Raw genomic sequence first — 23,675 nt, 5'->3', positions numbered from 1 at the left:
GCCGGCGACCGTCGTACCCCGGCGGTCGCCGGCGTCGTGCTCAGCGCTCGTCGCCCCCGCGGTCGCGGCGCACGGTGGCCTTGCGGCCCTTGATCGTGCTGGAGCGCAACCCGGAGATGACCTGGTCGGCCACCCCCTGCGGCACCTCCACCAGCGAGAACCGGTCGGCGATCTCGATCGAGCCGATGTCCCGGCCGCGGATGCCGGTCTCCCCGGTGATCGCGCCGACCAGATCCTGCGGGCGTACCCCGGCGCGCCGGCCCAGGCCGACGAAGACCTGCACGGTGTTGCCACCGCCGGAGCGGGGTCGGCCTCCGCCGCGCCGGTCGCCGCCCCGCCCGCCGCCCTCCGGCCGCCCCTCGCGCGGCCCGCGGACCGGGACCTGCGGGATCTCCTCCTCGTCGTCGGAGCCCGGCGACGTCACCTCGTGGGCCAGTTTGACGGCGGCCAGAGCGACCTCCATCAGGTCGAACTCGTCGGTCAGCGTCTCCACGATCACCCGGTACGGGTCGAGGTCGTCCTCCAGCAGGCTCTCGCGCAGGGCCGCCTGGGTCATCTCCAGCCGTCGGGTCCGCATGTCGGCCACGGTGGGGATCTTGTCGATGGTGATCCGCTGGCCGGTCACCCGCTCGATGGTCTTGAGCATCCGGTGCTCACGCGGCTCGGCGAGGGTGATCGCCACACCCTCGCGACCGGCCCGACCCACCCGACCGATCCGGTGCACGTACGACTCCGGTGCGGACGGCACGTCGTAGTTGACCACGTGGGTCAGCTGCTCGACGTCCAGCCCGCGGGCCGCCACGTCGGTGGCCACCAGCAGGTCGGCGGTGCCGGCCCGCAGCCGGCCCATGACCCGGTCGCGCTGCTCCTGGCTCATGCCACCGTGCAGCGCCTCGGAGCGGTAGCCCCGACCGTTCATCGTCTCGGTCAGCCGGTCGACCTCTTCCCGGCTGCGGCAGAACACGATCGCCGCGGTCGGGGACTCCACGTCGAGCACCCGGCCCAGCGCGGCAGGCTTGTGTGCCCGGGTCACGATGTACGCGCTCTGCCGCACCCGGGGGGCCTCACCGGCGACCGTCTGCTCCCGGCCGATCTCGATGCGAACCGGTTCCCGCAGGTGCTGGCGGGCCATCCCGTCGATGCGCGACGGCATGGTGGCCGAGAAGAGCACCGTCTGACGCTGCGCCGGAGCGTGCTCCAGGATCGCCTCGATGTCCTCGGCGAAGCCCATGTCGAGCATCTCGTCGGCCTCGTCGAGCACCACCGTGGCCAGCCCACCGAGTCGCAGGGTGCCCCGAGCGATGTGATCGAGGGCCCGTCCCGGCGTGGCCACCACCACGTCGACGCCGCTGTCCAGTGCCCGCAGCTGCCGCCCGATCGGCTGCCCGCCGTAGATCGGCAGCACCCGGGCGCCCAGGTCCTTGCCATAGCGGTGGAACGCCTCGGAGACCTGCACCGCCAGTTCCCGGGTCGGCACCAGCACCAGCGCCACCGGGTCGCCGCCCTGCCGGTGTGCCGCCATCAGGTTCAGCAGGGGGAGCGCGAACGCCGCCGTCTTGCCGGTGCCGGTGGCCGCCTGACCCAGCAGGTCCCGCCCCTCCAGCAGCGGTGGGATCGCCTCCCGCTGGATGGGGGTCGGCTCCTCGTACCCCAGGGCGGCGAGCGCGCCCAGCAGCTCGGCGCGCAGCCCGAGCTCGGTGAAGGCGCTCACCTCGTCGGGGCCGGTGGGGATGGCGTCAATCGGTGCGTCGTGCTGTGCAGGTGCGGAACTCATGTGCCAAGCCTTTCATCACGCCGTCCGGGCCGTTGCGCCGACCGCCACAAGAGCCGTCCCCGAGCCCGTGCCGTGTCCGTTCCTGATCTCCGTGGCGGCCTTGATCAGGCGTCGGTGGTCAGGATGGCCAGCACCATCACCGCGGCGAGGGCCGCGTCGAGCAGGCGTGGTCGCCGCCCGGCTCGGCCTGGAGCCGGATATCGACGTGGTGGCCCAGGCCGCCGCCGGCCTCGGCGGTCACCGCGACGCTCGCGTACCGTCCGGACGTGGTGGTGGTGGACCTGGAGATGCCCGGCCTGGACGGCATCGCGGTGGCCGCCGAGCTGACCGCGTCCGTCCCGAGTGCGCGGTGATCGTGTTGACCGGATACGCCCGCCCCGGGCACCCGCGCCAGGCGTTGACCCGTGCAGAAGCTCGGCGCGGCCGACCGGGCCGAGGCGGTGCGTACCGCCCGGGACAACGACTGGCTCTGACCGCGGTGGGGAGAGTCGAGTCGCTCCTGCCGGTCAGCGGCCCTCGCCACCGCCACCCGGCCTGACGTCGCGGCTCGGTCCCGACCTGTTCGGGTGGCGCGGAGCGTCCGGCTAGCGTGGACGCGTGCGTACGGTGGAACTGGTCTGCTCGCCCGGCGTGGAGGTCGCGGTCCGGGCGGTCTGAGGGACACCGCCCGTGGCACGCACCCGACGCGTGGGTGCCGCACCTGAGCCTGGCACTGCGGTTCCGCAACGCGGACCTGCGGCTGGCCCGCGCCGTCGCCGGCGGGCAGCGCCCAACGGGCACGTTCGTGGAAGCTCGAAGCTACGACGGCGGGGATCGATCGGTGACCCGGCTCGGCTGACGCCAACCCCCGGCGGTTCACGTCGAGGCGTGCACGGCGGCCAGCTGGGCGAGGGCCTCGGCGCTGCGACTGCCCGGCGCCGGCGTACCGACCAGCAGTTGCTGGCCTGATGCGTCCCGGACGTCGAAGGCCTGGTAGGTCAGCTCGATCCGTCCGGCGTCCGGGTGGTGCACGACCTTGAACATGCGGGTCAGGCCGCCTACCGTCTGGTCCTCCCAGAGTGAGCGGAACTCCGGCGAGTCCTGCCGCAGGTCGGTCACCAGCGACTGAATCTCCGGGTCATCGGGATAGAGGCCGGCATTGAGCCGCAGGGCGTGCACGACGTTCTCGGTCAGAGTGGGCCAGTCCGGAAAGACGCTGCGTGCCTGCGGGTGCCGGAACAGCACCCGGACCATGTTCACGGTTCCCACGAACGGCGACAGTAGCGCGGCCGCGACGCCGTTGGTGGCCAGTACGTCGAACGCGGGATTGAGCACGTAGGCCGCGGAGTGCGGGAACGCGTCCAGCAGCCGCAGCAACTCGGGATGGACCGAGTCCCGGAAGCTCGTCGGACCCGGGCTGGGGTTGAGCCCGGCAAGCCGGAAAAGGTGGCCACGGGCGTCCAGATCGAGGCGCAGCGCCCGTCCGATCGCGTCCAGCACCTGCAACCGAGACCAGGAGCAGCAGTGACCGGCCCACACTCAAAGATCATTCTCATCACTGGCGCGAGCAGTGGCATCGGTGCGGCGACCGCCCGCCGGTTGGTCGCCGACGGCCACCACGTCGTACTCGGCGCCCGACGGGTCGACCGGCTCGCCGCGCTCGTCGACGAACTGCGCCGGGACGGCGGCACCGCCGACTACCAGGAACTCGACGTCACCAGCCGGAGCAGCGTGCTCGCGTTCGTCGAAGGCGCACACGACCGGTACGGGCGCGTCGACGTTCTGATCAACAACGCCGGGGTGATGGCCCTGTCCGCGCTCGACTCCCTGCGGACCGACGAGTGGGACCAGATGATCGACGTGAACCTGCGCGGCACTCTGCACGGCGTCGCCGCTGCCCTGCCGTTGATGCGGGCTCGCGGCAAGGGCCACATCATCAACATCGGATCCTCCGCCGCCTATCGGGTCGACCCGACCGCGGCCGTGTACTGCGCCACCAAGTATGCCGTCCGAGCACTCACCGAAGGCCTGCGTCAGGAGAGCCGGGAGGTCCGGGTGACCCTGGTCAGCCCGGGCTACACCCACTCCGAACTCACCCGGCACGGCGGTGACCCGCAGATCCAGGCCGCCGCTCAGGCGGCGGTCGACGAACTCGGCATGCCGGCCTCCGCGGTGGCCGCTGCCATCGCCGCCGCGATCGCGCAGCCCGACACCGTCGACGTCAACGAGATCATCATGAGGTCCACCGCGCAGGGCTGAACACGCAGGAGGAGAACAACCATGAGCGAAGCACTTGAGATGACGACGTTTCGGCTCGTCCCCGGCCTCAGCGGCGCCGACTTCGTGAGGTCCAACAGGGACATCGACGATTACCTACGACGCCAGCCCGGCTTCCGCTGGCGCCGCATCACCGAGGCAGAGGATGGCACGATCACCGACATCGTCGCCTGGGATTCGGCCGGGGACGGCCGGCGCAGCGCCTCCGGGATCATGACGGAGATGGTCGACTCCCCGGTGCACGCGACCATCGACCACGCCACCGTCGACTTCCGGATCGTCCCGGTGCTGCACCGGGTCAGCTGACCCCGGCACCCGCTGCGCAGCCGCGCCGCCATCGCGGGGGATGATGGGGCGATGAGCGTTGGCACCGACGGTCGGGGGATGGCCGAGCTGGCGGCCCTGCTGGCCGACGGCACCCGCGCCGGGATGTGCCTGGCGCTGCTCGACGGGCGGGCGTGGACCGCCGGTGAGCTGGCCCGGCGCGCCGGGGTCGCCCCGTCGACGGCCAGCGACCACCTCACCCGACTCGTCCGCGGTGGGCTGCTCGTCGAGGAACGGCAGGGCCGGCACCGCTACCTGCGGCTGGCCGGGCCGTCGGTGGCCCAGCTGATCGAGGGCCTGGCCGGGCACGCCCCGGCCACGCCCACACCGACCGGGTCGCTGCGCGCGGTGACCGCCAGCGCCGCCCTGGCGTACGCCCGGACCTGCTACGACCACCTGGCCGGACGGCTGGGCGTGCTGATGTACGACGCGCTGCTGGCCGAGCGTCGACTCGACCGGTCCAGCGGGTTGGCGTTGACGCCCGACGGCTGGGCCTGGGCGGCCGGGCTGGGCGTACCGGTGGACGTGCTGCGCGCTGCCCGCCGCCCGGTGGTCCGCGACTGCCTGGACTGGACCGAACGCCGTCCGCACCTGGCCGGGGCGCTCGGCGCGGCGCTTCGCCAGCGTTTCACCGACCTGGGCTGGATCAGCCAGGGCAGCGGACGCGCCGTCCGTCTCACGCCCACCGGTCGCCCTGGGCTGGCCGTGGCCCTGTCCATCCCCGAGCACGCCCTCGCCCCGCCGGGAGCCCCGCCGCACACGAGCGGTCGCGCCTGACGGGCGATCGGCAGGCGACTCCGGCGGGATCGTTCGGTGGGGAGCGAAGGATTCGGGTTCTACGGTCGGGTCGTGACTGACACCTGGCCGCGCATCGCGCCCGCTGCCGGAACGCCACCGTCCGGCCCGCCCTCATTCGATCCGGACCGCGGTTGGTGGCTGACCCGGCACGCCGACGTGCGGGCGGCGCTGACCGACCCGGCGTTTCAGGTGCCGGCCGTCGACACGGGCCCACCCGGCACCCTCGCCTGGCTGCGCGCCACGGTCAGCCGGTTCAGTCCACCGCGACGGCACGCGGACCGTCGGGCGGTCGTGGTGGCCGCGCTGGCCCCGCTGAACCCGGACGACCTGCGACACGACGCCGCACGGCTGACCGTGGCCGGACTCGACCGCGCCGGCGACCGTGTCGACGTGATGCGGGAACTGGCCCGGCCGGTGCCGCTGCGGGCGTTGGCCGAGCGCCTCGGTTTCGCCGATCCGGCAGCCGCCGGGACGGCGGTCGCGGTCGTCGCGGCGGCGTACCACCCGGGGGTGGACCCGGCGTTGACCGCGCGGGCCGACCGGGCGGTGGCGGCGCTGCTGGCGCTCGCGCCGCAGGGACCGCCGATGGTACGGGCGAACCTGATCGGGCTGCTGGTCCAGGCGTGCGACGCGACCGCCGGCCTGATCGGTGCCGCCGCCCACCACCTGCTGTCCCCGGCCGCCCCGCGGGCGCCGGTCGCGGCCGGGACCGCCGACCTGCTGGCCGAGGTGCTGCGCCTCGACCCGCCGGTCCGGGCCACCCGACGGGTCACCGTCGACGGGGTACGGCTGGGCGGGCGGGATCTGCCCGCGGGCAGCCCCGTGCTGCTGCGCTTCGACGCGGCCAACCGTGACCCGCAGGCGTTCACCGAGCCCGCGACGTTCCAGCCCGGTCGGCCCGGCGCCGGACTGTTGACCTTCGGGGCGGGGGAGCGGGGCTGCCCCGGCGACCGGCACGCCCTGGCGCTGGCCACCGGGGTGCTCGACGTGCTGCGGGAACGATGCTGGCGCAGCCCCAACCCGGTGTGCCACGAACCGCACCCGACCCTGCGCGTCCCGGCGAACCTGGAGGTGAACGTCCGATGATCGACCGTCGTGGCGCGTTCCATGCCCTGCACCGCGCCGGCCGCCCGCTGCTGTTGCCCAACGCCTGGGACCACGCCTCGGCGGCGGCGCTCGCCGCGGGTGGGCATCCGGCCATCGGCACCACCAGCCTGGGGGTCGCCGCGGCCGCCGGCCTTACCGACGGCGCGGCGGTCACCGCGGGCGAGACCGTCGCCCTGGCCCGCCGGCTGGCCGGGCTACCGGTGCTGCTCAGCGTGGACGTGGAGGCCGGGTTCAGTGACGACCCGGCGGAGGTCGCCGAGTACGTGACGGAGTTGGCGGGGCTCGGCGTGGTCGGGATCAACCTGGAGGACGGGCGCCCGGACGGCACCCTGGCCGAACCCGAGTGCGTCGCCGACAAGGTCGCGGCGGTGAAGGCGGCGGTGCCGGACCTGTTCGTCAACGCCCGCACCGACACCTGGTGGCTTTCGGTGGTCGACCCGCTGCCGCAGACCCTCGCGCGTGCGCATGCCTACCGGGCGGCCGGCGCCGACGGGATCTTCGTGCCCGGCACCGTCGATCTGGCCATCCTGCGCGTCCTCACCGAGCGGATCGACGCTCCGGTCAACGCGCTGTACCAGACCGGTGGGCCGGGGCTGACCGAGCTGACCGCCGCCGGGGTGGCCCGGGTCAGCACCGGCTCCCTGCTGTTCCGGGCCGCGCTGGGAGCCGCACTCGCCGCCGTCGACGCCATCCGCCTCGGCGGGCCCACCGCACCGGCGGGACTCCCGTCGTACGCCGAGGTGCAGGCCCTGGTGCCGACGGGCGGCGACTGACGGTGGCGGCCGGCGCTCCGGCGGTGGGTGCCGGGCCGGGCGGCTCGTGCCCGGCGGCCTTGATTCGGTGACGACATCAGCTGCACAGGTGTCACGAGTCGAGTGGGTGCGTCGTCGACGCTCCATTCGGGGGTAGATAGGAGGATTGTTCGGTCCACTCCGGTGCCGACGATTACGGTGTGTTACAGGGCGAATCACCCAATGTCGTGACCGGAGAAGGGACCCCGTCATGCGAGTGCCCAGCCGTAGCCCGGGACAGCAGCCCGGTTCGCCTCCGCCGCCCACCGCCCCGGCCCGCCGTCGCCCCTCCGGCGTCACCTCCCGCCGCCCTCCCGCCCCCGCGCCCGACCTGGCCGGCTACCGGGCCGCCGTCGCCGAACTGCTGGTCGAGGTCGGCGCCCTGGCCGACGCGGCGAGCACCCGGGCCCGGCAGGTGCTCATCGACGAGCGGTTGCGGGAGCCGGCGCTCGCCGCGGTCCTCGACGCCACCCCGCAGGGGCTGCTCGGCGCGCGCGAGACGCTGCTGCTGGAGATGGCCCGCTACCAGCCGAACGAGCGCACCTCGGCGCGCGACCTCAGCGCGCTGGTCCGGATCTTCCTGCTCTCCCGCATCGACGTGCTGTGGTGGCAGGACGCCCCGACCTTCGTCACCGACGACCAGGTCAACGGCAGCCCGGAGTTGGTCGACCTGGAATGGCTGCGCCGCCGCGACCTGCTGCGCTTCTGTTATCAGGAGCAGCCCGCCACCGTGCTGGGCCGGGCCGCGCGCGGGCTGCGTCGCCGGCTGCGACCCGACGCCACCCCGCGTACCGCCGGACTGCTCTTTCGCCGCGCCCGGCGCGAGGTGGTGGCGTTGCTCAACGACATCGGGCGGGAGTTCGCCGCCGTCGCGCCGCCGGCCACCCCGCCGCTGTGGGTGACCAGCCTGGTCCGCAGCGCCGAGCACCAGTACCGGCTGCGTCGCCTGGGCTACGCCGCGATGCTGCCCAGCGGGCACTGCCTCGGCTACTCGGTCGACGTCGAGCTGGCCTGGTTCGAGCGTTTCGGCGCGCGCGACGCCCTGGCCGAGCTGCTGCTGAGCCGGCAGGAGGCCGGCGAGCTGAACGTGATCGACGAGGGGCAGGCCTGGCACCTGTGCCTCGCTCCCACCGCCCGGCGCCGCCTGCGCCGGGCGTACGAGGCCGAGATGGGGATCTGAGCGTGTGCGGCATCGCGTTGAGCATCGGCCCCGAGGCCGACCCGGCGACCTTCCGGCGGATGCTCGCCGCCCTGGCCCCCCGTGGCGAGGTCACCGAGACCCGGTCCGAGAGCGGGCTGCTCGCCGGCACCCGTCGACTGCGGGTGGTCGACCGGGACCGGGCGGTGCAGCCGTGGACGTCGACCGACGAGCGGTGGCTGCTCTGCTTCAACGGCGAGATCTTCAACTACCGGGAGCTGCGGGCGCAGTTGACCCGCCTCGGGCAGGCCTTCCGCACCGAGAGCGACACCGAGGTGCTGCTCGCCGCGTTCCAGCAGTGGGGCGAGGCGGCGGTGACCCGGCTGCGCGGTGAGTACGCCTTCGCGGTCGTCGAACGGGCTACCGGCCGGGCGTACCTGGCCCGCGACCCGCTCGGGGTCAAGCCGCTGTACTGGTCCCGCCGGCCCGGCTGCCTGTATCTCGCCTCCGAGGTCAAGGCGCTGGTCGGGCACGGCGCCCCGATCGCCGAGGTGCCGCCCGGGCATCATGGCTGGGCCGAGGCGGACGGGCACGTGCGACTGCGCCCGCACGTCGACCTGTTCACCATCGGCGACGGCCTGCCGGTGATCGACGACCCGGACGAGGCCGCCCTGCTGGTGCGCGCCGCGCTCAGCGACGCGATCCGGATGCGGGTGGAGACCGACCTGACCGTCGGGGTGGTGCTCTCCGGTGGCCTGGACAGCTCGCTGACCCTGCGGCAGGTGCGCGACATCCACCCCGACTGCGTCGCGGTGACGGTCGGCGTGGCGGACAGCCCCGACGTGGCGTACGCCCGGCGGCTCGCCAACGATCTCGACGTGCCGCACGTGGTGGTCGAGCTGCGTCCGCGCGACATCCGGCTCGCCGACGTCCGCGAGGCCATCGGATCTCCGAGCTGACCGAGTACGGCGACATCATCAACGCGGTCGTCTCGGTGCCGACCTTCCGGCGGCTGCGTGACCTGGGCATCAAGGTGGTGTTGACCGGCGACGGCTCCGACGAACTGTTCGGCGGGTACCCGATGTACCACCAGGTCGGCCCGTCGGCGTCCCGTCGACTGTTCCTGCACCGGATCCGCAACCTGTGCCGCACCGAGTTGCAGCGGGTCGACCGGGCCGCCATGGGGCACGGCGTGGAGGCCCGGGTGCCGTTCCTCGACCTCAGCGTGGTGGAGCTGGCGATGCGACTGCCGGTGGATCTGAAGCTGCGCCACGGGCAGGAGAAGTGGATCGTCCGGCGGGCCTTCGCCGATGTGCTGCCCGACTACATCCTGCGCCGGCCGAAGAACCCGATGTCGTACTCGTCCGGGTTGCACGAGCGGGTCCGGCTGTACAAGCCACTCTTCGCCCGGCTGCACCGCTCGTTCGGCTACGACCTGCAGGAGCCGGTCCGCCGGGACTTCGACAGCGTGCTGAGCCGCTGCGGCAACGACCTGGACCGGGCCATCGCCGACGGGCTGACCCGACCCGACTACACGGTCCTGGAGCACGCCCGCGACCTGGTCGGCGCGGCCAAGTGGAACGCGGCTCCGATGGTCCGCCGGTTGGTCGGCCCGCGCCCGGCCCGGCCCTGACCGTCCAGCGTCAGGTCCGATCGCCGCCAGCACCCGCGCCGCCGGCGGGCCAGGCTGGTCCGATGACGAACACCAGGTTCCGTGTGCACGGCGTGCCGACCGCGACGCTCGAGCGAATCCGACGTACCGGCCGCGACGCCGCCGACCAAGCCGTCGAGTCGGTCGTGGCCGGTGGCGGAGAACCCCTGCGCTGCTGCTTGCGCGACGCTGAGCAGGGGGAGGAACTGGTGCTGTTCGGTTACGCGCCGCCGGTCGCCGCCGGCCCGTACCGGGAGATCGGCCCGGTTTTCGCGCATGCGGCCGCCTGCTCCGGGCCGGACGGGACCGGCGGCCACCCCCCGGCGTGGCGGGGGCGGCCCCAGGTGCTGCGGGCGTACGACCGAAAGGGCCGGATCTGCGGGGGGCGCCTGCACGACGGCACCGATCCGGAGACGGTGATCGCCGAGTTGTTCGCCGACGCGTCGGTGTGCCAGCTGCACAGCCGCAACGTGGTGTACGGGTGCTTCATGTTCGCCGTGCAGCGGGTCGCCGAGTAACGCGGGCGCTCAGGTCACCAGCAGCAGCGCGCCGACCGCGGCGAGCGTCGCGGTGACCGCGAGCAGGGTGCAGGTTCGCAACCCCCGCACCGGTGATGGACCCCACGGTTTCAGCCGGCTCGACCCCTGCCGCCGCAGCTGAGCCGGGCCCGGCCCCCGCAGATCGGGGGTCGGGCCCGGCGTCGTGCGTGTTGCCTACCAGCCCAGGTAGCTGGGCTGGGTCTGCACGTTGAGCTCCTGGTAACGGGTCAGCTTGGCCGTCCAGGTACGCCAGTCGTTCAGCTCCAGGACGTCCAGGCCCTTCACCATGTCGTTGGAGTAGATGTGGCCGTTGTAGTAGTACGCGGACCAGGTGCCACCGCCGACGAACGTGTCGGCCGAGAGCGGGCCGCGCTCCCAGAAGGCGATCTCCTTCGGGTTGGCCGAGTCGGTGAAGTCGAACACCGAGATGCCACCCTGGTACCACGCCTGGACCATGATGTCCTTGCCGAGCACCGGGATCAGCGAGCCGTTGTGCGCCACGCAGTTCTCGGTGTCGGCGTTGGCCCGGGGGATCTTGTAGTAGCTGCGGAAGGTCATCGTCCGGGCGTCACCGCGGCCGGTGACGTCGTAGATGGCATCCGCACCCCGGTTCGGGCCGATGGCCTCGTTGCAGGTCGCCGCCCCGCCACCACCCAGCTCGTCGGTGAAGATCACCTTGGTGCCGGAGTTGTTGAAGGTGGCCGAGTGCCAGAACGCGAAGTTGACCTCGTCCCGGACCCGGTTGATGACCCGGGGTGCCTCGCGGTTCTTGATGTCGAGCAGGATGCCGTCACCCATGCAGGCGCCGGCGGCCAGGTCCTTCGACGGGTAGGCGGTGATGTCGTGGCAACCGGTCGTCGCCGAGCCGGTGCCGCTGCCGGGGAAGCCGCCGTCCGGGAAGAGGTTCGGCGTCGCGACCACGGCCGCGTCGGTCGGCTTCTTCACCGGCACCTTGATGATGGAGATGGAGTCGTGCGGCGGCTGGCAGTCCGGGAATTCGGCCCGCGGGCTGTACGACGAGACGTACAGGTAGACGGCCTTGCGGTCCTTGCCCGGCACCAGGGTGTGGGTGTGCGACCCGCAGGCCGTCTCCACGGACTTGATGTAGCGCGGGTTGGCCTTGTCCTTGATGTCGAAGACCTTGATGCCCTCCCACGAGCCCTTCACGTCCGCGCCCTGCGGCGTGCTGCTGCAGGAGTCGTCGCTGCGCGACGAGTCGGTCGAGAGGAAGAGCAGGTCACCATGGACGGAGATGTCGTTCTGCGACCCCGGGCAGAGCACCCGGGCCTTGACCGTCGGCGCGCTGGGCCGCGAGATGTCGTAGATGACGAAGCCGTTGTAGTTGCCGGCGAACGCGTACTTGCCCTGGAAGGCGATGTCGCTGTTGGTCGCGTCCAGTGGAGCGACCTTCGGCACGTTGGCGATCTGACGCAGGTTGGGGCTGCTCACGATCTCGTCGACGCCGGGGATCTCGTTGGTGAGCGCCGGGGCCGGCGCCGCCTGCGGCAGCGCCTGAGCGTTGCTCGCCGGGGCGACGAGGGCGCTGGCGACGAGGAGGCCGGTCGTGGCGAGCGCCACGACACGCAGCTGTCGTAACCGTGGCTTGTGGAGTCTGATCATCGGCGGGGCCCTTCGCAAGGGGGAGACGATGGATGACACGTTACCGTCCGGCGAAGAACGTCGATGTGACCTGGTTCACATCAAAGTGGGTTCTTCAATAGATAACATCGCGATGACCTCGACTCCAGGGAGTGGCCCATGACCGACCGGCGCGCACGAACCCTGGCGATCGTCACAGCGGCCCTCGTGGTGCCGCTGGTGGCGTTCCTCATGATCCGCCTCGGCGACGACGCCGAAACCGGCGCCGCGCAGCCGGTCTCCGCACCCGCCACCTCCGCCGTGTCTCCGACGGCCAGTCCCGTCCCCACCGACCTGACCGTCATCGCGCCCGGCCGACCCGGCGAGACGGCGACCACCCGCGCGGCGCACGAGGTCCGCGACGCTGGGCCCGCCCCACACAACTCGCTGGACGTCTGGTTCGTCCGGATGATGATTCCGCACCACGCGCAGGCCCTGGCGATGGCGGAGCTCGCCCCCGACCGGGCCGCCGACCCCGACGTCCGGGCCATCGCCGAGCGGATCCGGGCCAGCCAGGGGCCGGAGATGGGCATGATGCGCGGCTGGCTGCAGACCCGTGGTCTCCCGGCGGAGGCGCCGGGGCACGACCACGGCACCATGCGCGGCATGCAGTCGCCCGAGGCGATGCGCCAGCTCGCCGCGACCCGTGGCGCGGACTTCGACCGGCTCTTCGTCCGGATGATGACCGAGCACCACCAGGGCGCCATCGAGATGGCGACCAACCTGCTCACGGTCGGCTCCGACCTGACGCTCAACGAGTTCGCCACCTCCGTCGCCACCGAGCAGACCGTCGAGATCGACCGCATGCACGAGGTCCTCGACCGCTGAGCCCGGGCGCGGGGCGCGAGGGCGGAGCGTCCCGGCACGTACGCTGGGTGACCGTGAGACGCACCCTGTTCGGTCGCCCGCTGCGCGGCGTCGCCTTCGACGTGGCCGTCGCCGCCCTCGTGGTGCTCGTCTCGCTGGCCGCGGCGGTGAACCAGCCGGGCGGTTGGGCGGCCACGCTGGTCGGTGTGGGGATGGCGGTGGCGCTGCTGTTCCGCCGGACCCACCCGGGCACGGTGACCGTGGCGGTCGCGGCGCTCGCCCTGATCCAGGTGGTCGCCCGGTGGGGTCCGCTCGTCTACGACGTCGCCGTCCTGATCGCGCTCTACAGCGTGGTGAAGTACGGCCGGCGGCTGCGCGACGGCGTGCTGGCCGGCGCGGTCGCGGCCGTCGGCGTGCTGCTGGCCGCCGCGCAGACCCCCAACGTCATCCAGTGGTGGGCGACCGCGCTGTGGTACGCGCTGGTCACCGGCGCGGTCTGGCTGGTCGCGCTGAACGTGCGGACCCGCCGGCTCTACGTGCTCAGCCTGGAGGAGCGGGCCACCACCCTGGAACGCGAGCGGGAGGCCGAGTCCCGGGCGGCGGTCGCCGAGGAGCGCACCCGGATCGCCCGGGAGTTGCACGACGTGGTCGCCCACAGCATGGCCGTGATGATCGTCCAGGCGGACGGCGCCCGGTTCATGCTCGACCGTGACCCCGCTCAGGCGCGTGCCGCCGTGAAGGTGGTCGCCGACACCGGCCGGCAGGCGCTGGAGGAGATGCGCCGGCTGGTCGGTGTCCTGCGCGACGCCGGCCCGGCCGGCGCGGACGGGGCCGGCGGGCTGACGGTGGCCGCCGACCCGGAGCACCGGCGTCTGGCGCTGGCCGACTTGCCCGAGCTGCTGGCCCGGTTCGACGACGCCGGGCTGCACGTCCGCAGCACCGTCACCGGTGCGCCACCGGCCCTACCGCCGGGCTTGGAGCTGACCGTCTACCGGGTGGTGCAGGAGGCGTTGACCAACGCGCTCAAGCACGCCGGTGTCGGCGCCGGCGTCGAGGTCGTCCTGGCGTACACCGCCGAGGCCGTCGCGGTCCGGGTGGTCGACGACGGTCGGGGCCGCCCGCTGGTCAGCCCGGCGCCGTCCGGAGGCCACGGCCTACTCGGCATGCGGGAGCGGGTGACGGTGTACGACGGCAGCCTCACCGCCGGTCCCCGACCGACCGGGGGCTGGCAGGTCGAGGTCCGGCTGCCGCTACCGTCAGAGCCGGCAACGGAGGTGATCGCGGCATGACGGTCCGGGTGGTGATCGTGGACGACCAGGCGCTGGTCCGCGCCGGGTTCCGGATGGTGCTGGACTCCCAGCCCGACCTGGAGGTCGTCGGGGAGGCGATCGACGGCGCGGACGCCCTGCGGGTGCTCGCCCGCACCGAGGCCGACGTCGTCGTGATGGACATCCGGATGCCCACCATGGACGGGGTGGAGGCGACCCGGCGGCTCTGTGCCGACCGGCCCGCGGGCCGCCCCCGGGTGCTCGTGCTGACCACCTTCGACACCGAGGCGGACGCGTTCGCGGCCCTCCAGGCCGGGGCGAGTGGGTTCCTGCTCAAGAACGTTCCCCCGGAGGAGTTGCTGGCCGCGATCCGGGTGGTGGCCCAGGGCGACTCGGTGGTCGCCCCGTCGATCACCCGGCGCCTGCTGGAGCGGTTCGCCGGGCAGCTCGGCGCGGCCCCGACCGCCGACCCGCGGCTCGCGCAGCTCACCGACCGGGAACGGGAGGTGCTGCTGTTGGTCGCCCAGGGGCTGTCCAACGCGGAGATCGCCGCCCGGGTGCACGTGGCCGAGGCGACGGTGAAGACCCACGTCGGGCGGATCCTGGCGAAGCTCCAGCTGCGCGACCGGGTCCAGGCGGTGGTCCTGGCGTACGAGAGCGGGCTGGTCAAGCCCGGCGGATGACAGCGGGTACGACCTGGGTCGTAGCGGGCGGCGGACGCACCGCGACCCGGGACGCACACAGGTCGAGCGCCCAGGTGGAGATCGACAGGCCGGTGCCGGTCATAGCGTCGGAGGGGTCCGATTCGCCACCAGCACCGGGAGCCCCGCTTGATCCGCCTGACCCTGCGCTCGTTGCGCGCCGAGGCGCTGCGCATGCTGCTCTCCGCGCTCGCCGTCGTGCTCGGCGTCGCGTTCGTCGCCGGCACCATGATCTTCGTCGACGGGATGCGGGCCGGCGCGTACGAGCGGGCCGGCACCTTCGACCGCCACACCGACCTGGGTGTCTACCCGGCCGGCCGCGAGGTGCTGCCCCCGGCCCTGATCGACCGGGTGCGGGCGGTCGACGGGGTGGCCGCCGCAGCGGGTGAGTTGACCAACACCGCCGGGATCGTCGGCGCCGACGGTCGACCGGTGCTCGGCTACACCGTGCTCGTCGCCATCCCCACCGAGGACGCCCTGCGCTCGTACGACGTGGTGGCCGGCCGGTTGCCCGACCGGGCCGGGGAGGTGGTGCTCGACGCGCCGACGGCGGCCGAGGAGGGCTTCGCGCTCGGCGCGGCGGTCCGCATCGGCGCCACCGGCGGGGCGGCCCGCCCGTACACCCTGGTCGGCACCGTCGACGTGGCCGGCACCGCCCGCGACGTCGGTGGTCCGTTCGTCGGCCTGGTCGGGCCGGACGCGTTGGCCCTCACCGGCGAGCGGGGCTACGGCCGGATCATGGTGGCGGCCCGACCGGGCACCGACGTCACGGCGCTGACCGAACAGGTACGTGCCGTGGCCGGCGCCGAAGCCACGGTGAAGAGTCGCCAGCAGATCCTCGACGAGGCCGTCGAGGAGGCGGTCCGCAACGTGGACCAGTTCCGGATGCTCCTGTTGATCTTCGTGGGAGTCGCGATCGTGGTGGCCGGCTTCGTGATCGCCAACACCTTCGCGATCGTGCTGGCACAGCGCACCCGACGGACCGCGCTGCTGCGCCTGATCGGCGCCACCCGGGGGCAGGTCTTCCGGTCCGCCCTGCTGGAGTCGGCGGTGTTGGGGCTGGTCGCCTCCGCATTGGGGGTGCTCCTCGGGGTGGCCCTCGCCGGCGGGTTGCGGCTGCTGATGCCTCGACTGGACGTGCCGGTCACCGGTGCGCTGACCGTGACCGGCTCGACCGTGCTGACCGGCCTGCTGCTGGGCACCGGGCTCACCGTGTGCGCCGCTCTGCTGCCGGCCTGGCGGGGGACGCGGGTCGCCCCGGTGGCTGCGCTGACCGACGCCGCGGTGCAACCCAGCCGGGGTGCCGGTCGGGCGCGGCTGACCGGCGGCGCGGTGGTGCTGGCCGTCGGTGTGGCCGCGCTGGCCGGCGCCGCCAGCGCCGGCCAGTTGCTGCTGGTGGCGATCGGCGGTGTGCTCGCCTTCTTCGGGATCGTGCTGTTCGGGCCGGTGCTCGTCCCGGCGCTGGCCCGGGTGTTCGGCTGGCCGGTGCGTCGGGTGCTCGGCACGATCGGCGACCTGGCGGTCGCCAACACGGTGCGCAACCCGCGCCGGGTCGCCGCGACCGCCACCGCCCTGGTGATCGGGATCGGACTGGTGTCGGCATTCATGGTCGGCGCACGCAGCACCAAGGACGGCATCGAACGCAGCGTGGACGCCCAGATCGGGACCGACTTCGTGGTCAGCGGAATCGGTCAGGACCTGCCGGCCACGCTCGTCGGTGAGCTTGCCGCCCGCCCCGAACTGGGGGTGGTGCACGAGCAGCGCAGCAGGGTCGTCGGCGACGTCGAGTTCCGGGCGGCCCACCCGGCGCTGGTCGGCCGTACCCTGAGCGGGGTGCTGGCCGGCGACGTCGATCGGCTGGGGCCGGGCCAGGTGCTGGTCAACCGCGAGCTGGCGAGCGCACGCGGTTGGCAGGTCGGCTCCCCGGTGACCGTCGAGGGGCGGCCGTTCCGGGTGGCCGCGGTGGTCACCGACGACATCCCCGGCGGTGCGGCGGCGGCGGATCACGTCATCGACCTGTCCGACCAGGACTTCGCCACGCTCTTTCCCGCCCAGCGGGGTTACCTGGCCGAGATCGACCCGGCCGCCGGGGTGAGCCCCGAGCGGGCCCGCGACGCGATCGTGACGGTGCTGGGCCGCTACCCGACGGTGAACCTGATGGACCAGGGCGCCTACAAGAAGATGCTCACCGGCACGGTGGACATGCTCCTCGCCTTCGTCACGGCGCTCCTCGGCCTGGCCGTGGTGATTGCCCTGGTCGGCGTGGCGAACACGTTGAGCCTGTCGGTGGTCGAGCGGACCAGGGAGAACGCCGTGCTGCGGGCGGTCGGGCTCACCCGGGCCCGGATGCGGGCGGTGCTCGGCGTCGAGGCGGTGCTGATGGCGCTGGTCGGCGCGGTTCTCGGGGTCGGGCTGGGCACCGGCGTCAGCGCGTCCGCGATGGCCCTGCTGGACCGCCTCGGCGGCGACTTCCACGTGGTGCTGCCGCTCGGTCAGCTTGGGCTGATCCTCGGCGTCGCGGTGCTGGCCGCCCTGCTCGCCTCGGTGCTGCCGGCCCGCCGGGCGCTGTCCCGCCCGGTCGTCGAGGCGCTCGCCGATCAGTGACCCGGCCGGGTCTCGACCCTGCCTCCGCAGGGACATCCGCTGGCCGGCCCCGCCATCTTCCCCGGCGGCGGGACCGGCCAACGGTGCCGGTCTACAGGCGCTCGACCATCGGGCCGGCGCACCGGTTACGGGTGTCGAAGACGTAGCGGGCGTGCCGGACCACGAGGTCGTAGTCGAAGGTGTCGTGGTCGGTGACCACCACCACCGCGTCGGCCGCGCGCACCTCCCGCTCGGTCAGCCCGACCACGGTGACCCCGGCAGGGATCTGGTGCGCCTCCGCGTACGGCTCGACGGCGTGCACCTCGGCGCCGAGGGCCTGCAGCCGGCGCGCCACGTCCACCGCGGGGGAGTCCCGCATGTCGCCGGTGTTCTTCTTGTACGCCAGACCGAGCAGCAACAGTCGGGCGCCGCTGACGGCCCGACCGTCCCGGTTCAGACCGGCCATGATCCGCTGCGCGACGTGTTCGGGCATCTCGTGGTTGACGTCGTTGGCCAGCTCGATGAACCGGAACTGCCGACCGAGGCGGCGCTTGACCTGCCACGACAGGTAGCACGGGTCGATCGGCAGGCAGTGCCCGCCAACGCCGGGGCCGGGCCGGAACGGCAGGAAGCCGAACGGTTTGGTCGAGGCCGCGTCGATCGCCTGCCAGACGTCGATGTCGAGGTGGTGCGAGAGCATCGTCAGTTCGTTGATCAGCGCGATGTTGACCTGGCGGAAGGTGTTCTCGATCAGCTTGGTCAGCTCGGCGACGCGGGTGGAGTCCACCGGTACGGTGCGCTCCACCAGACGTTGGTAGAACTCGTCCACCCGGGCCAGCGACGCCGGGTCCACACCGGAGACCACCTTCGGGGTGTTCTCCAGTCGCCAGGTCGGGTTGCCCGGGTCGATCCGCTCCGGGCTGTAGCCGAGGTGGAAGTCACCGGGGCTGGTCAGCCCGCTGGCCGACTCCAACAGCGGGCGCAGCAGCTCCTCGGTGGTGCCGGGGTACGTGGTCGACTCCAGGATCACCGTGCAACCCGCGCGGACGTACGGGCCGATACCGATGCCCGCCTGCTCGACGAAGCTCAGGTCCGGCGTGCCGTCGCGCAGCGGGGTCGGCACGGTGATGACGCAGATGTCGAACCCGTCGGCATCGGTGTACTCCGTGCTGGGGTGATAGCGGCCGCTGCCCAGCGCTCGGCCCAGCCGGTCGGCCGGGATGTCCTCGACGAACGACTCGCCGGAGGCGAGACGCTTCACCCGCTCGGCGTCGACGTCGAGACCGACCACGTCGAGCCCCGCCTCGACAGCTCGCATGGCCAGCGGCAGCCCGACGTACCCCTGACCGATGACGACCAGCTTTTCAGCGCTCACCCAGGCTCCCGCAGCAGATGGTGTAAATGGCCTGCTGAGAGCCTAGAGGCGTCTTCGGCGACGTAAGTCCGTTTTGGGGATATCGGTGCTGGTGGGACTGCCGGGGCCCGGCGTGGAGCGGTCGGCTCAGCCGCCCAGCGGCACGTCCGGATTGACCGGAGCGCCCGTGGTGGGGGGCGCAGCGCTCGTCGGCGGAGGCTCACTCGTCGGCGCGCCGGTCGGCGGCGTGCTGGTCGGCGGTGCCGTGGTCACGGCCGTCGTCGGCGTCGGCGAATTGGCTGACTGGCTCGGCTGCATGCTCGGCGTGACGGAGGCGGTGGCCGACGGCGAGTTGCCGGGGGCGTGCGGTCGGTTGGGCCGGCCCGGGTCGACGCTGGTGACCTGCTCGTTCGCCGCCGGCAGCTCCTGCGCGCCGGTCGGCGCCACCGTCGGTGAGTTGGTCGGCAGTTGGACCGCCGGGTCATCGCCGGCATTGCGTGCCGCGCCCAGAGCCGCCCCGAGGCCGACCAGCGCCACCAGTACGGCCGCCGCCGCGCCGACCAGCGGCCCCCGCCGTCGCGAACGCCCGTCCGCCACCGCCGCGCCGGCCGGTACGTCCGTGCGGGTGCCTGGCCCGGCGTCGCGCAGCGCGACCGGCGTCGCCATCGCCGTCGGCGGCTCGCCGCCGGTGACCGCCGTGCGGGCGGCCTCGGCCATCGCCGCGCCCGTGGTGAACCGCTCCAGCGGGTCCTTCGCCAGGGCCCGCGACACCAGGGCGCGGACCGCCTCCGGAATGTCGTGCGGCAGCTCCGGCGGCTCGTCGTCCAGGTGTCGAACGGCGACCTGGAGCGGATTGTCGCCGGTGAACGGCGGACTGCCGGTGAGGCAGCAGTAGGTGACCGCGCCCAGGGCGTAGATGTCGGTGGCGCCGCTGACCGGCCGGCCGGCGGCCTGCTCCGGAGCCATGTAGAGCGCGGTGCCGGGCACCGCGTTGGTGCTCGTGATGCTGGTGATGTCGGTCGAGCGGGCCACGCCGAAGTCCACCAGGACGACCGTGCCGTCCTCCTGCACCAGCAGGTTGCTGGGCTTGACGTCACGGTGCACGATGCCGCCGCGATGCGCCGCGTTGAGCGCCGCGGCCGCCTGGGCCACGATCGACATCGTCTCGGCCACGTCGAGCCGCCCGGCCGCCTCGATCCGCTTGGACAACGGCTCGCCGGCGACGAACTCCATGACGAGGTAATCCGCCCGGCCGTCGGGGAGGTCGTCCGCGCCGCAGTCGAAAACCTGCACGATGCCGGGGTGCCGCAGCGCCGCCATGATCCGGGCCTCGGCGCGGAACCGGGCGATGAAGTCGGGATCGGAGACCAGCGCCGGCAGCAGCACCTTGACCGCGACCTGCCGGCCGAGGATCAGGTCGGAGGCACGCCAAACGTCGCCCATGCCGCCAGTGGCGACACGTTCGTCCAAGCGGTAGCGACCGCTGAGCACGACCTCCGATGACAACACCGCATTACCGTACCTAGAGTGGCGCGGGGCGGCGCGCCGTGGCAGGGCCGCCGGGCGGCTGGTTCGGACTGGCTGATCCGGCCTGACCTGTGTGGACACTTCGACTCCGTGACGCTGCGAAAGCGCGGTGTCACGAAAAGCGACAATTTCCGTCGTACGGATCCTCGTGGCGGCAAGAAACCGCCTTCAGGCACAGTTAGCGTCTCCTGGCCACGGGCCGTTACAGCGACGCGCCGTCGCGTGGGCTTGATAATTGTCACTCATCCGTGACGCGACGCCGACTTGTCGTGTCGTGAGCCCCCTCCTAGCGTTGGCCCGGCTCGGGCCCGCCCGGCCACGTCGGCGCATAGTGCCCGAGCCAACCCTGGCGTTGCCCCCCGGACCCGTCACCCCGACAATCGTTGTCGCGGCAGAATCACGTTGGCGAAGGGCGGTGCGGGTGCTGATCGGGCGGACGGCTCGTCTCGCGTGGCCTGCCTTGGCGCCGCGGATCGGACCGCAACGCCCCGGACGATGCGTGGGCCGCGAATGACCGCCGACCTGTCGGAGTTGGTCAGCGCCGCGCAGGCCGGGGACGAGGACGCGTTCCGCCTTCTCTACCGCGCCCTCCAGCCCGGACTGCTGCGTTATCTGACCGCCCTCGTCGGGGCCGACGCCGAGGACGTCGCCTCGGAGACCTGGCTGCAGATCTCCCGCGACCTGCCCGGCTTCACCGGGGGCGAGTTCCGGGCCTGGACGGTCACCATCGCCCGTAACCGCGCGATGGACCACCTGCGCCGGATGCGCCGCCGACCCTCGCTCCCGGTTCCGGTGCAGGCCCTCGTCGAGTTGGCCAGCGACGCGGACACCGCCGAGCGAGTCGACGAGACGATCGGCACCGAGACCGCCCTCGCGCTGATCGCCACCCTGCCGCCGCGTGAGGCCGAGGCGGTCCTGCTGCGGGCCGTGATCGGGCTGGACGCGCCATCCGCCGGCCGGGTGCTGGGCCGCCGGGCCGGTGCCGTGCGCACCGCCGCTCACCGAGGTCTACGGCGGCTCGCGGTCCTGCTGGAGCGACAGACCCCGGCCGGGTCTCCGGTCGGGGCCGAGGGGGTGCCGCAGCCGCGCACGGAGAGCGGCCCCACCCTGCGGGCGCCGCACGCTGAACCGGCGGATGGCTGACGTGAGGGGACTCCCAATGAACCCGTTCCGGCGGCCCGACCACGCCGACATCGAACGCCTGCTCGACTCGGCCCACGCCGCGGCACACCAGGGTCGCCCCGCCGAAGCGGACGCGACGCCACCTCAGGCGGACGTGCCCGCCTCGAACGTGCCCGCGACCAACCCGGTGGCCGCGGTGCTCGCCGCAGCCGCCGGCCCCGTCCGCCCGGGAGAGTTGGCCGGAGAGGAGGCCGCGCTGGCCGCGTTCCGGGCCGCCCGGGCCAACCCGGCGCCGGCAGTGCCGCACCGGCCACGCCGTCGCCGGGTGACCACCGGCGCGGTGGCCTGGGTTGGTGCGGTGGCGGCCACCGCCACCGCGGGGGCCGCCTTCGCCGCGGTCACCCGGGACCGGGCGCCGGACCCGGTCGCACCGGCGCCGTCGCGCCCGGCACCCTCGCCCCACCAGGGCGTATCTCGGTCGCAGGAACCCGGTCCATCGATGTCCCCTGACACTCTGCCACCTGGCGTGCCGTCGCCCGTCACCGCCATGCCGCCGGCCAGCCCCGCGCCCGCCGACTCGGTGCACGGACTGTGCCGCGCCTGGCGGGCCAAGAAGCCCGATCAGCGGGAGAGGGCGCTGCGCACGCCGGCCTTCCAGGGGTTGGTGACCGCGGCCGGCGGCCCGGCCGAGGTGGAGGCGTACTGCCAGCGGCTGGTGCCCGAGGCGAAGCCGTCCGAGTCGGCGAAGGCGAAGCCCTCCGAGCCGGCGAGGGCCAGGTCGTCCCCATCGGCGAAGACCCCGCCGTCCCCGCCGCCACCGGGCCACCACCCCGGCGCCGACTGAACGGTCGGCTGCTGGAGCGGTCCGTTCCGCCCTGCGTCGGAAATTCGTCTGTTAGACAGAGGTTGGTGACGCCGTGCACGCCCCCTGACGGTGTCGGGGGGTGGGTTTACGGTGGCACGGTGTGCCGGTGCCGGCGCATGGAGAGGGGGCCCGACCCTTGGTGACGTCACCCGACCTGGACCGCAGCGCCATCCTGCGCGAGTCCGCAGCCGCAGTCCGACACCTCGCCCGGATCTGCTTCAAGACCGGCCCACCGACGCACACCGGCGTCGAACTGGAATGGACCGTGCACGACGCCGCCGCTCCCGCCCGTCCGGTCGACGCGACACGGCTGCGGGCGGCGCTGGGGCGGCACAGCCCCGCCACGCTGGATGCCGGCAGCCCGGCCGAGCCGCTGCGACACGGCGGCATGGTCACCCTGGAGCCGGGCGGCCAGTTGGAGATCTCCACCCCACCCCGCCCCTCGGTCGCCGCGTTGATCCGTACCACCGAGGCCGACATCGCCCAGGTCACCGACCTGCTGGCCGCCGCCGGGCTGATCCTGGGCCGCAGCGGCATCGACCCCCACCGGCGGCCCTGCCCGGTGCTGGAGACCCCTCGCTACCGCGCGATGCGCGCAGCCTTCGACCGGCGCGGCACGGCCGGCCGGACCATGATGTACAGCACCGCCGGCCTGCAGGTCTGCCTTGACGCCGGCGAGCCTGATCAGGTCGCCGACCGCTGGGCGACGGCCCACGCGGTCGGGCCTCCGCTGCTCGCGGCGTTCGCGTCCGCTGCCCGACACGCCGGGCGGCGCACCGGTTGGGCGTCCGCCCGGATGGCCGCCTGGCTGGCCATCGACCCGGCCCGCACCCGCCCGGTCTGGTCGCCCGGCTGCGCCGGGGACAACCCGACCGACACCTGGATCCGCTATGTGCTCGCCGCGCCGCTGCTCTGCGTGCGTCGGGACAACGCCGACTGGGCCGCGCCGCCCGGCGTGACCTTCGCCGACTGGCTGGACGGCGCGCTGCCCCAACCGCCCACCACCGATGACCTCGATTACCACGTCAGCACTCTCTTTCCTCCGGTGCGGCCACGGGGGTACCTGGAGCTGCGCTACCTCGACGCCCAGCCGGATCGGGACTGGCGGCTGCCACTGGCGGTGTTGACCGCCCTGTTCAGCGACCCGGGCACGGTGCGCGAGGCGTACACGGTCGCCGCGCCAGAGGCGGAGCGCTGGTCGGCCGCTGCCCGACACGGCCTGGCTGACCCGGCGCTGGCCGCCGCCGCGGCGGCCCTGTTCGACCTGGCCCTGACCATCCTGCCCCGCCTGGGTCTGCCGGCCGGCACGCACGACGAGATCCAGCGGGGCGTCCGGCGGCGGTTGGCCGCCGCCAAGGAGAGGAGAGACCGGTGAGCGCGAGGAGTGAGCCGGGGTTGCGAGCCCCGCAGTCGGGAACGACAGGTGGTCCGG

General features: G+C 73.3%; 21 protein-coding genes and 1 pseudogene. 16 read left to right on the top strand and 6 right to left on the bottom strand.

The window, feature by feature from the left end:
* Nucleotides 1-40: 40 nt before the first annotated feature.
* Both ACIBF8_RS09070 and ACIBF8_RS09065 read right to left on the bottom strand, forming a co-directional pair.
* Nucleotides 41-1,774, bottom strand: a complete 1,734-nt coding sequence (locus ACIBF8_RS09070; RefSeq protein ID WP_396781822.1) for a DEAD/DEAH box helicase — start codon at nucleotides 1,772-1,774, stop codon at nucleotides 41-43.
* Nucleotides 1,775-1,910: 136 nt separating this feature from the next.
* Nucleotides 1,911-2,297, bottom strand: coding sequence for a hypothetical protein (locus ACIBF8_RS09065; protein WP_396781821.1), 387 nt, complete (start codon nucleotides 2,295-2,297; stop codon nucleotides 1,911-1,913).
* A gap of 168 nt (nucleotides 2,298-2,465) precedes the next feature.
* Here ACIBF8_RS09065 and ACIBF8_RS09060 point away from each other — a divergent pair, with 168 nt between their 5' ends.
* Entirely contained in the window at nucleotides 2,466-2,612 is a 147-nt protein-coding gene (locus ACIBF8_RS09060) for a hypothetical protein (RefSeq protein ID WP_396781820.1), read from the top strand.
* A gap of 17 nt (nucleotides 2,613-2,629) precedes the next feature.
* On the opposite strand, the gene ACIBF8_RS09055 is transcribed toward ACIBF8_RS09060, so the two are convergent.
* Nucleotides 2,630-3,292 carry a transcriptional regulator gene (locus tag ACIBF8_RS09055; RefSeq protein ID WP_396781819.1) on the bottom strand — a complete coding sequence of 221 codons (663 nt, stop codon included), beginning with the start codon at nucleotides 3,290-3,292 and terminating at the stop codon, nucleotides 2,630-2,632.
* Here ACIBF8_RS09055 and ACIBF8_RS09050 point away from each other — a divergent pair.
* The 8 genes and pseudogenes from ACIBF8_RS09050 (at nucleotide 3,278) to ACIBF8_RS09015 (ending at nucleotide 10,357) form a co-directional block, all read left to right on the top strand.
* On the top strand, nucleotides 3,278-4,012 hold the full coding sequence (locus ACIBF8_RS09050) for an SDR family oxidoreductase (RefSeq protein WP_396781817.1): 735 nt from the start codon (nucleotides 3,278-3,280) through the stop codon (nucleotides 4,010-4,012). The genes ACIBF8_RS09055 and ACIBF8_RS09050 overlap by 15 nt on opposite strands.
* Before the next feature lie 21 nt (nucleotides 4,013-4,033).
* A complete protein-coding gene (locus ACIBF8_RS09045; RefSeq protein ID WP_396781816.1) occupies nucleotides 4,034-4,336 on the top strand; it encodes a hypothetical protein in 303 nt (100 codons plus the stop codon).
* Between the two features lie 51 nt (nucleotides 4,337-4,387).
* Nucleotides 4,388-5,131, top strand: a complete 744-nt coding sequence (locus ACIBF8_RS09040) for an ArsR/SmtB family transcription factor (protein ID WP_396781814.1) — start codon at nucleotides 4,388-4,390, stop codon at nucleotides 5,129-5,131.
* Between the two features lie 72 nt (nucleotides 5,132-5,203).
* Nucleotides 5,204-6,238 (top strand): cytochrome P450, encoded by a 1,035-nt coding sequence (locus tag ACIBF8_RS09035; RefSeq protein WP_396781812.1) that lies wholly within the window; start codon nucleotides 5,204-5,206, stop codon nucleotides 6,236-6,238.
* Nucleotides 6,235-7,032 carry an isocitrate lyase/phosphoenolpyruvate mutase family protein gene (locus tag ACIBF8_RS09030; protein ID WP_396781810.1) on the top strand — a complete coding sequence of 266 codons (798 nt, stop codon included), beginning with the start codon at nucleotides 6,235-6,237 and terminating at the stop codon, nucleotides 7,030-7,032. The genes ACIBF8_RS09035 and ACIBF8_RS09030 overlap by 4 nt, the downstream gene beginning before the upstream one ends.
* Before the next feature lie 229 nt (nucleotides 7,033-7,261).
* Nucleotides 7,262-8,230: a DUF5715 family protein gene (locus tag ACIBF8_RS09025; RefSeq protein ID WP_396781809.1), complete on the top strand. Its 969-nt coding sequence runs from the start codon at nucleotides 7,262-7,264 to the stop codon at nucleotides 8,228-8,230.
* A gap of 2 nt (nucleotides 8,231-8,232) precedes the next feature.
* Nucleotides 8,233-9,821, top strand: a pseudogene (locus ACIBF8_RS09020) (asparagine synthetase B family protein).
* Between the two features lie 62 nt (nucleotides 9,822-9,883).
* Complete coding sequence (locus ACIBF8_RS09015) at nucleotides 9,884-10,357, top strand: DUF1203 domain-containing protein (RefSeq protein WP_396781808.1); 474 nt, start codon at nucleotides 9,884-9,886, stop codon at nucleotides 10,355-10,357.
* A gap of 195 nt (nucleotides 10,358-10,552) precedes the next feature.
* Here ACIBF8_RS09015 and ACIBF8_RS09010 read toward each other — a convergent pair whose 3' ends face one another.
* Nucleotides 10,553-11,998 carry an LVIVD repeat-containing protein gene (locus ACIBF8_RS09010; RefSeq protein WP_396781807.1) on the bottom strand — a complete coding sequence of 482 codons (1,446 nt, stop codon included), beginning with the start codon at nucleotides 11,996-11,998 and terminating at the stop codon, nucleotides 10,553-10,555.
* Nucleotides 11,999-12,136: 138 nt separating this feature from the next.
* On the opposite strand from ACIBF8_RS09010, the gene ACIBF8_RS09005 reads away from it, so the two are divergent.
* From ACIBF8_RS09005 to ACIBF8_RS08990, 4 genes are all read left to right on the top strand, one after another.
* Nucleotides 12,137-12,844, top strand: a complete 708-nt coding sequence (locus ACIBF8_RS09005) for a DUF305 domain-containing protein (RefSeq protein ID WP_396781806.1) — start codon at nucleotides 12,137-12,139, stop codon at nucleotides 12,842-12,844.
* A 47-nt stretch (nucleotides 12,845-12,891) separates the two neighbouring features.
* On the top strand, nucleotides 12,892-14,112 hold the full coding sequence (locus tag ACIBF8_RS09000) for a sensor histidine kinase (RefSeq protein WP_396781803.1): 1,221 nt from the start codon (nucleotides 12,892-12,894) through the stop codon (nucleotides 14,110-14,112).
* Complete coding sequence (locus ACIBF8_RS08995; RefSeq protein ID WP_396781802.1) at nucleotides 14,109-14,774, top strand: response regulator; 666 nt, start codon at nucleotides 14,109-14,111, stop codon at nucleotides 14,772-14,774. The genes ACIBF8_RS09000 and ACIBF8_RS08995 overlap by 4 nt, the downstream gene beginning before the upstream one ends.
* Nucleotides 14,775-14,921: 147 nt before the next feature.
* Nucleotides 14,922-17,396, top strand: a complete 2,475-nt coding sequence (locus tag ACIBF8_RS08990; protein WP_396781800.1) for an ABC transporter permease — start codon at nucleotides 14,922-14,924, stop codon at nucleotides 17,394-17,396.
* A 91-nt stretch (nucleotides 17,397-17,487) separates the two neighbouring features.
* Here ACIBF8_RS08990 and ACIBF8_RS08985 read toward each other — a convergent pair whose 3' ends face one another.
* The gene (locus tag ACIBF8_RS08985) at nucleotides 17,488-18,750 is read right to left on the bottom strand and encodes a nucleotide sugar dehydrogenase (RefSeq protein WP_396781798.1); all 1,263 of its coding nucleotides are present in this window, start codon (nucleotides 18,748-18,750) and stop codon (nucleotides 17,488-17,490) included.
* A 126-nt stretch (nucleotides 18,751-18,876) separates the two neighbouring features.
* Entirely contained in the window at nucleotides 18,877-20,238 is a 1,362-nt protein-coding gene (locus tag ACIBF8_RS08980) for a serine/threonine-protein kinase (protein ID WP_396781797.1), read from the bottom strand.
* A gap of 528 nt (nucleotides 20,239-20,766) precedes the next feature.
* Between ACIBF8_RS08980 and ACIBF8_RS08975 the strand changes: the two genes are divergently transcribed.
* From ACIBF8_RS08975 to egtA, 3 genes are all read left to right on the top strand, one after another.
* Nucleotides 20,767-21,399, top strand: a complete 633-nt coding sequence (locus ACIBF8_RS08975; protein WP_396781796.1) for an RNA polymerase sigma factor — start codon at nucleotides 20,767-20,769, stop codon at nucleotides 21,397-21,399.
* Nucleotides 21,400-21,415: 16 nt separating this feature from the next.
* On the top strand, nucleotides 21,416-22,222 hold the full coding sequence (locus tag ACIBF8_RS08970; RefSeq protein WP_396781795.1) for a hypothetical protein: 807 nt from the start codon (nucleotides 21,416-21,418) through the stop codon (nucleotides 22,220-22,222).
* Nucleotides 22,223-22,379: 157 nt separating this feature from the next.
* Nucleotides 22,380-23,618 carry an ergothioneine biosynthesis glutamate--cysteine ligase EgtA gene (egtA, locus tag ACIBF8_RS08965; RefSeq protein WP_396782457.1) on the top strand — a complete coding sequence of 413 codons (1,239 nt, stop codon included), beginning with the start codon at nucleotides 22,380-22,382 and terminating at the stop codon, nucleotides 23,616-23,618.
* The last annotated feature ends 57 nt before the right edge of the window (nucleotides 23,619-23,675 follow it).

The organism is Micromonospora sp. NPDC050276 (assembly GCF_044459545.1).
Classification (GTDB): Bacteria; Actinomycetota; Actinomycetes; order Mycobacteriales; family Micromonosporaceae; genus Micromonospora.
This window is presented reverse-complemented; position numbering and strand designations above follow the sequence as displayed.

Coding starts and splice junctions, on each gene's coding strand:
- ACIBF8_RS09030 (WP_396781810.1), top strand. CDS start 6,235: ATGATCGACCGTCGTGGCGCGTTCCATGCCCTGCACCGCGCCGGCCGC.
- ACIBF8_RS09040 (WP_396781814.1), top strand. CDS start 4,388: ATGAGCGTTGGCACCGACGGTCGGGGGATGGCCGAGCTGGCGGCCCTG.
- ACIBF8_RS09010 (WP_396781807.1), bottom strand. CDS start 11,998: ATGATCAGACTCCACAAGCCACGGTTACGACAGCTGCGTGTCGTGGCG.
- ACIBF8_RS09015 (WP_396781808.1), top strand. CDS start 9,884: ATGACGAACACCAGGTTCCGTGTGCACGGCGTGCCGACCGCGACGCTC.
- ACIBF8_RS08970 (WP_396781795.1), top strand. CDS start 21,416: ATGAACCCGTTCCGGCGGCCCGACCACGCCGACATCGAACGCCTGCTC.
- ACIBF8_RS08995 (WP_396781802.1), top strand. CDS start 14,109: ATGACGGTCCGGGTGGTGATCGTGGACGACCAGGCGCTGGTCCGCGCC.
- ACIBF8_RS09070 (WP_396781822.1), bottom strand. CDS start 1,774: ATGAGTTCCGCACCTGCACAGCACGACGCACCGATTGACGCCATCCCC.
- ACIBF8_RS08975 (WP_396781796.1), top strand. CDS start 20,767: ATGACCGCCGACCTGTCGGAGTTGGTCAGCGCCGCGCAGGCCGGGGAC.
- ACIBF8_RS09005 (WP_396781806.1), top strand. CDS start 12,137: ATGACCGACCGGCGCGCACGAACCCTGGCGATCGTCACAGCGGCCCTC.
- ACIBF8_RS09025 (WP_396781809.1), top strand. CDS start 7,262: ATGCGAGTGCCCAGCCGTAGCCCGGGACAGCAGCCCGGTTCGCCTCCG.
- ACIBF8_RS09045 (WP_396781816.1), top strand. CDS start 4,034: ATGAGCGAAGCACTTGAGATGACGACGTTTCGGCTCGTCCCCGGCCTC.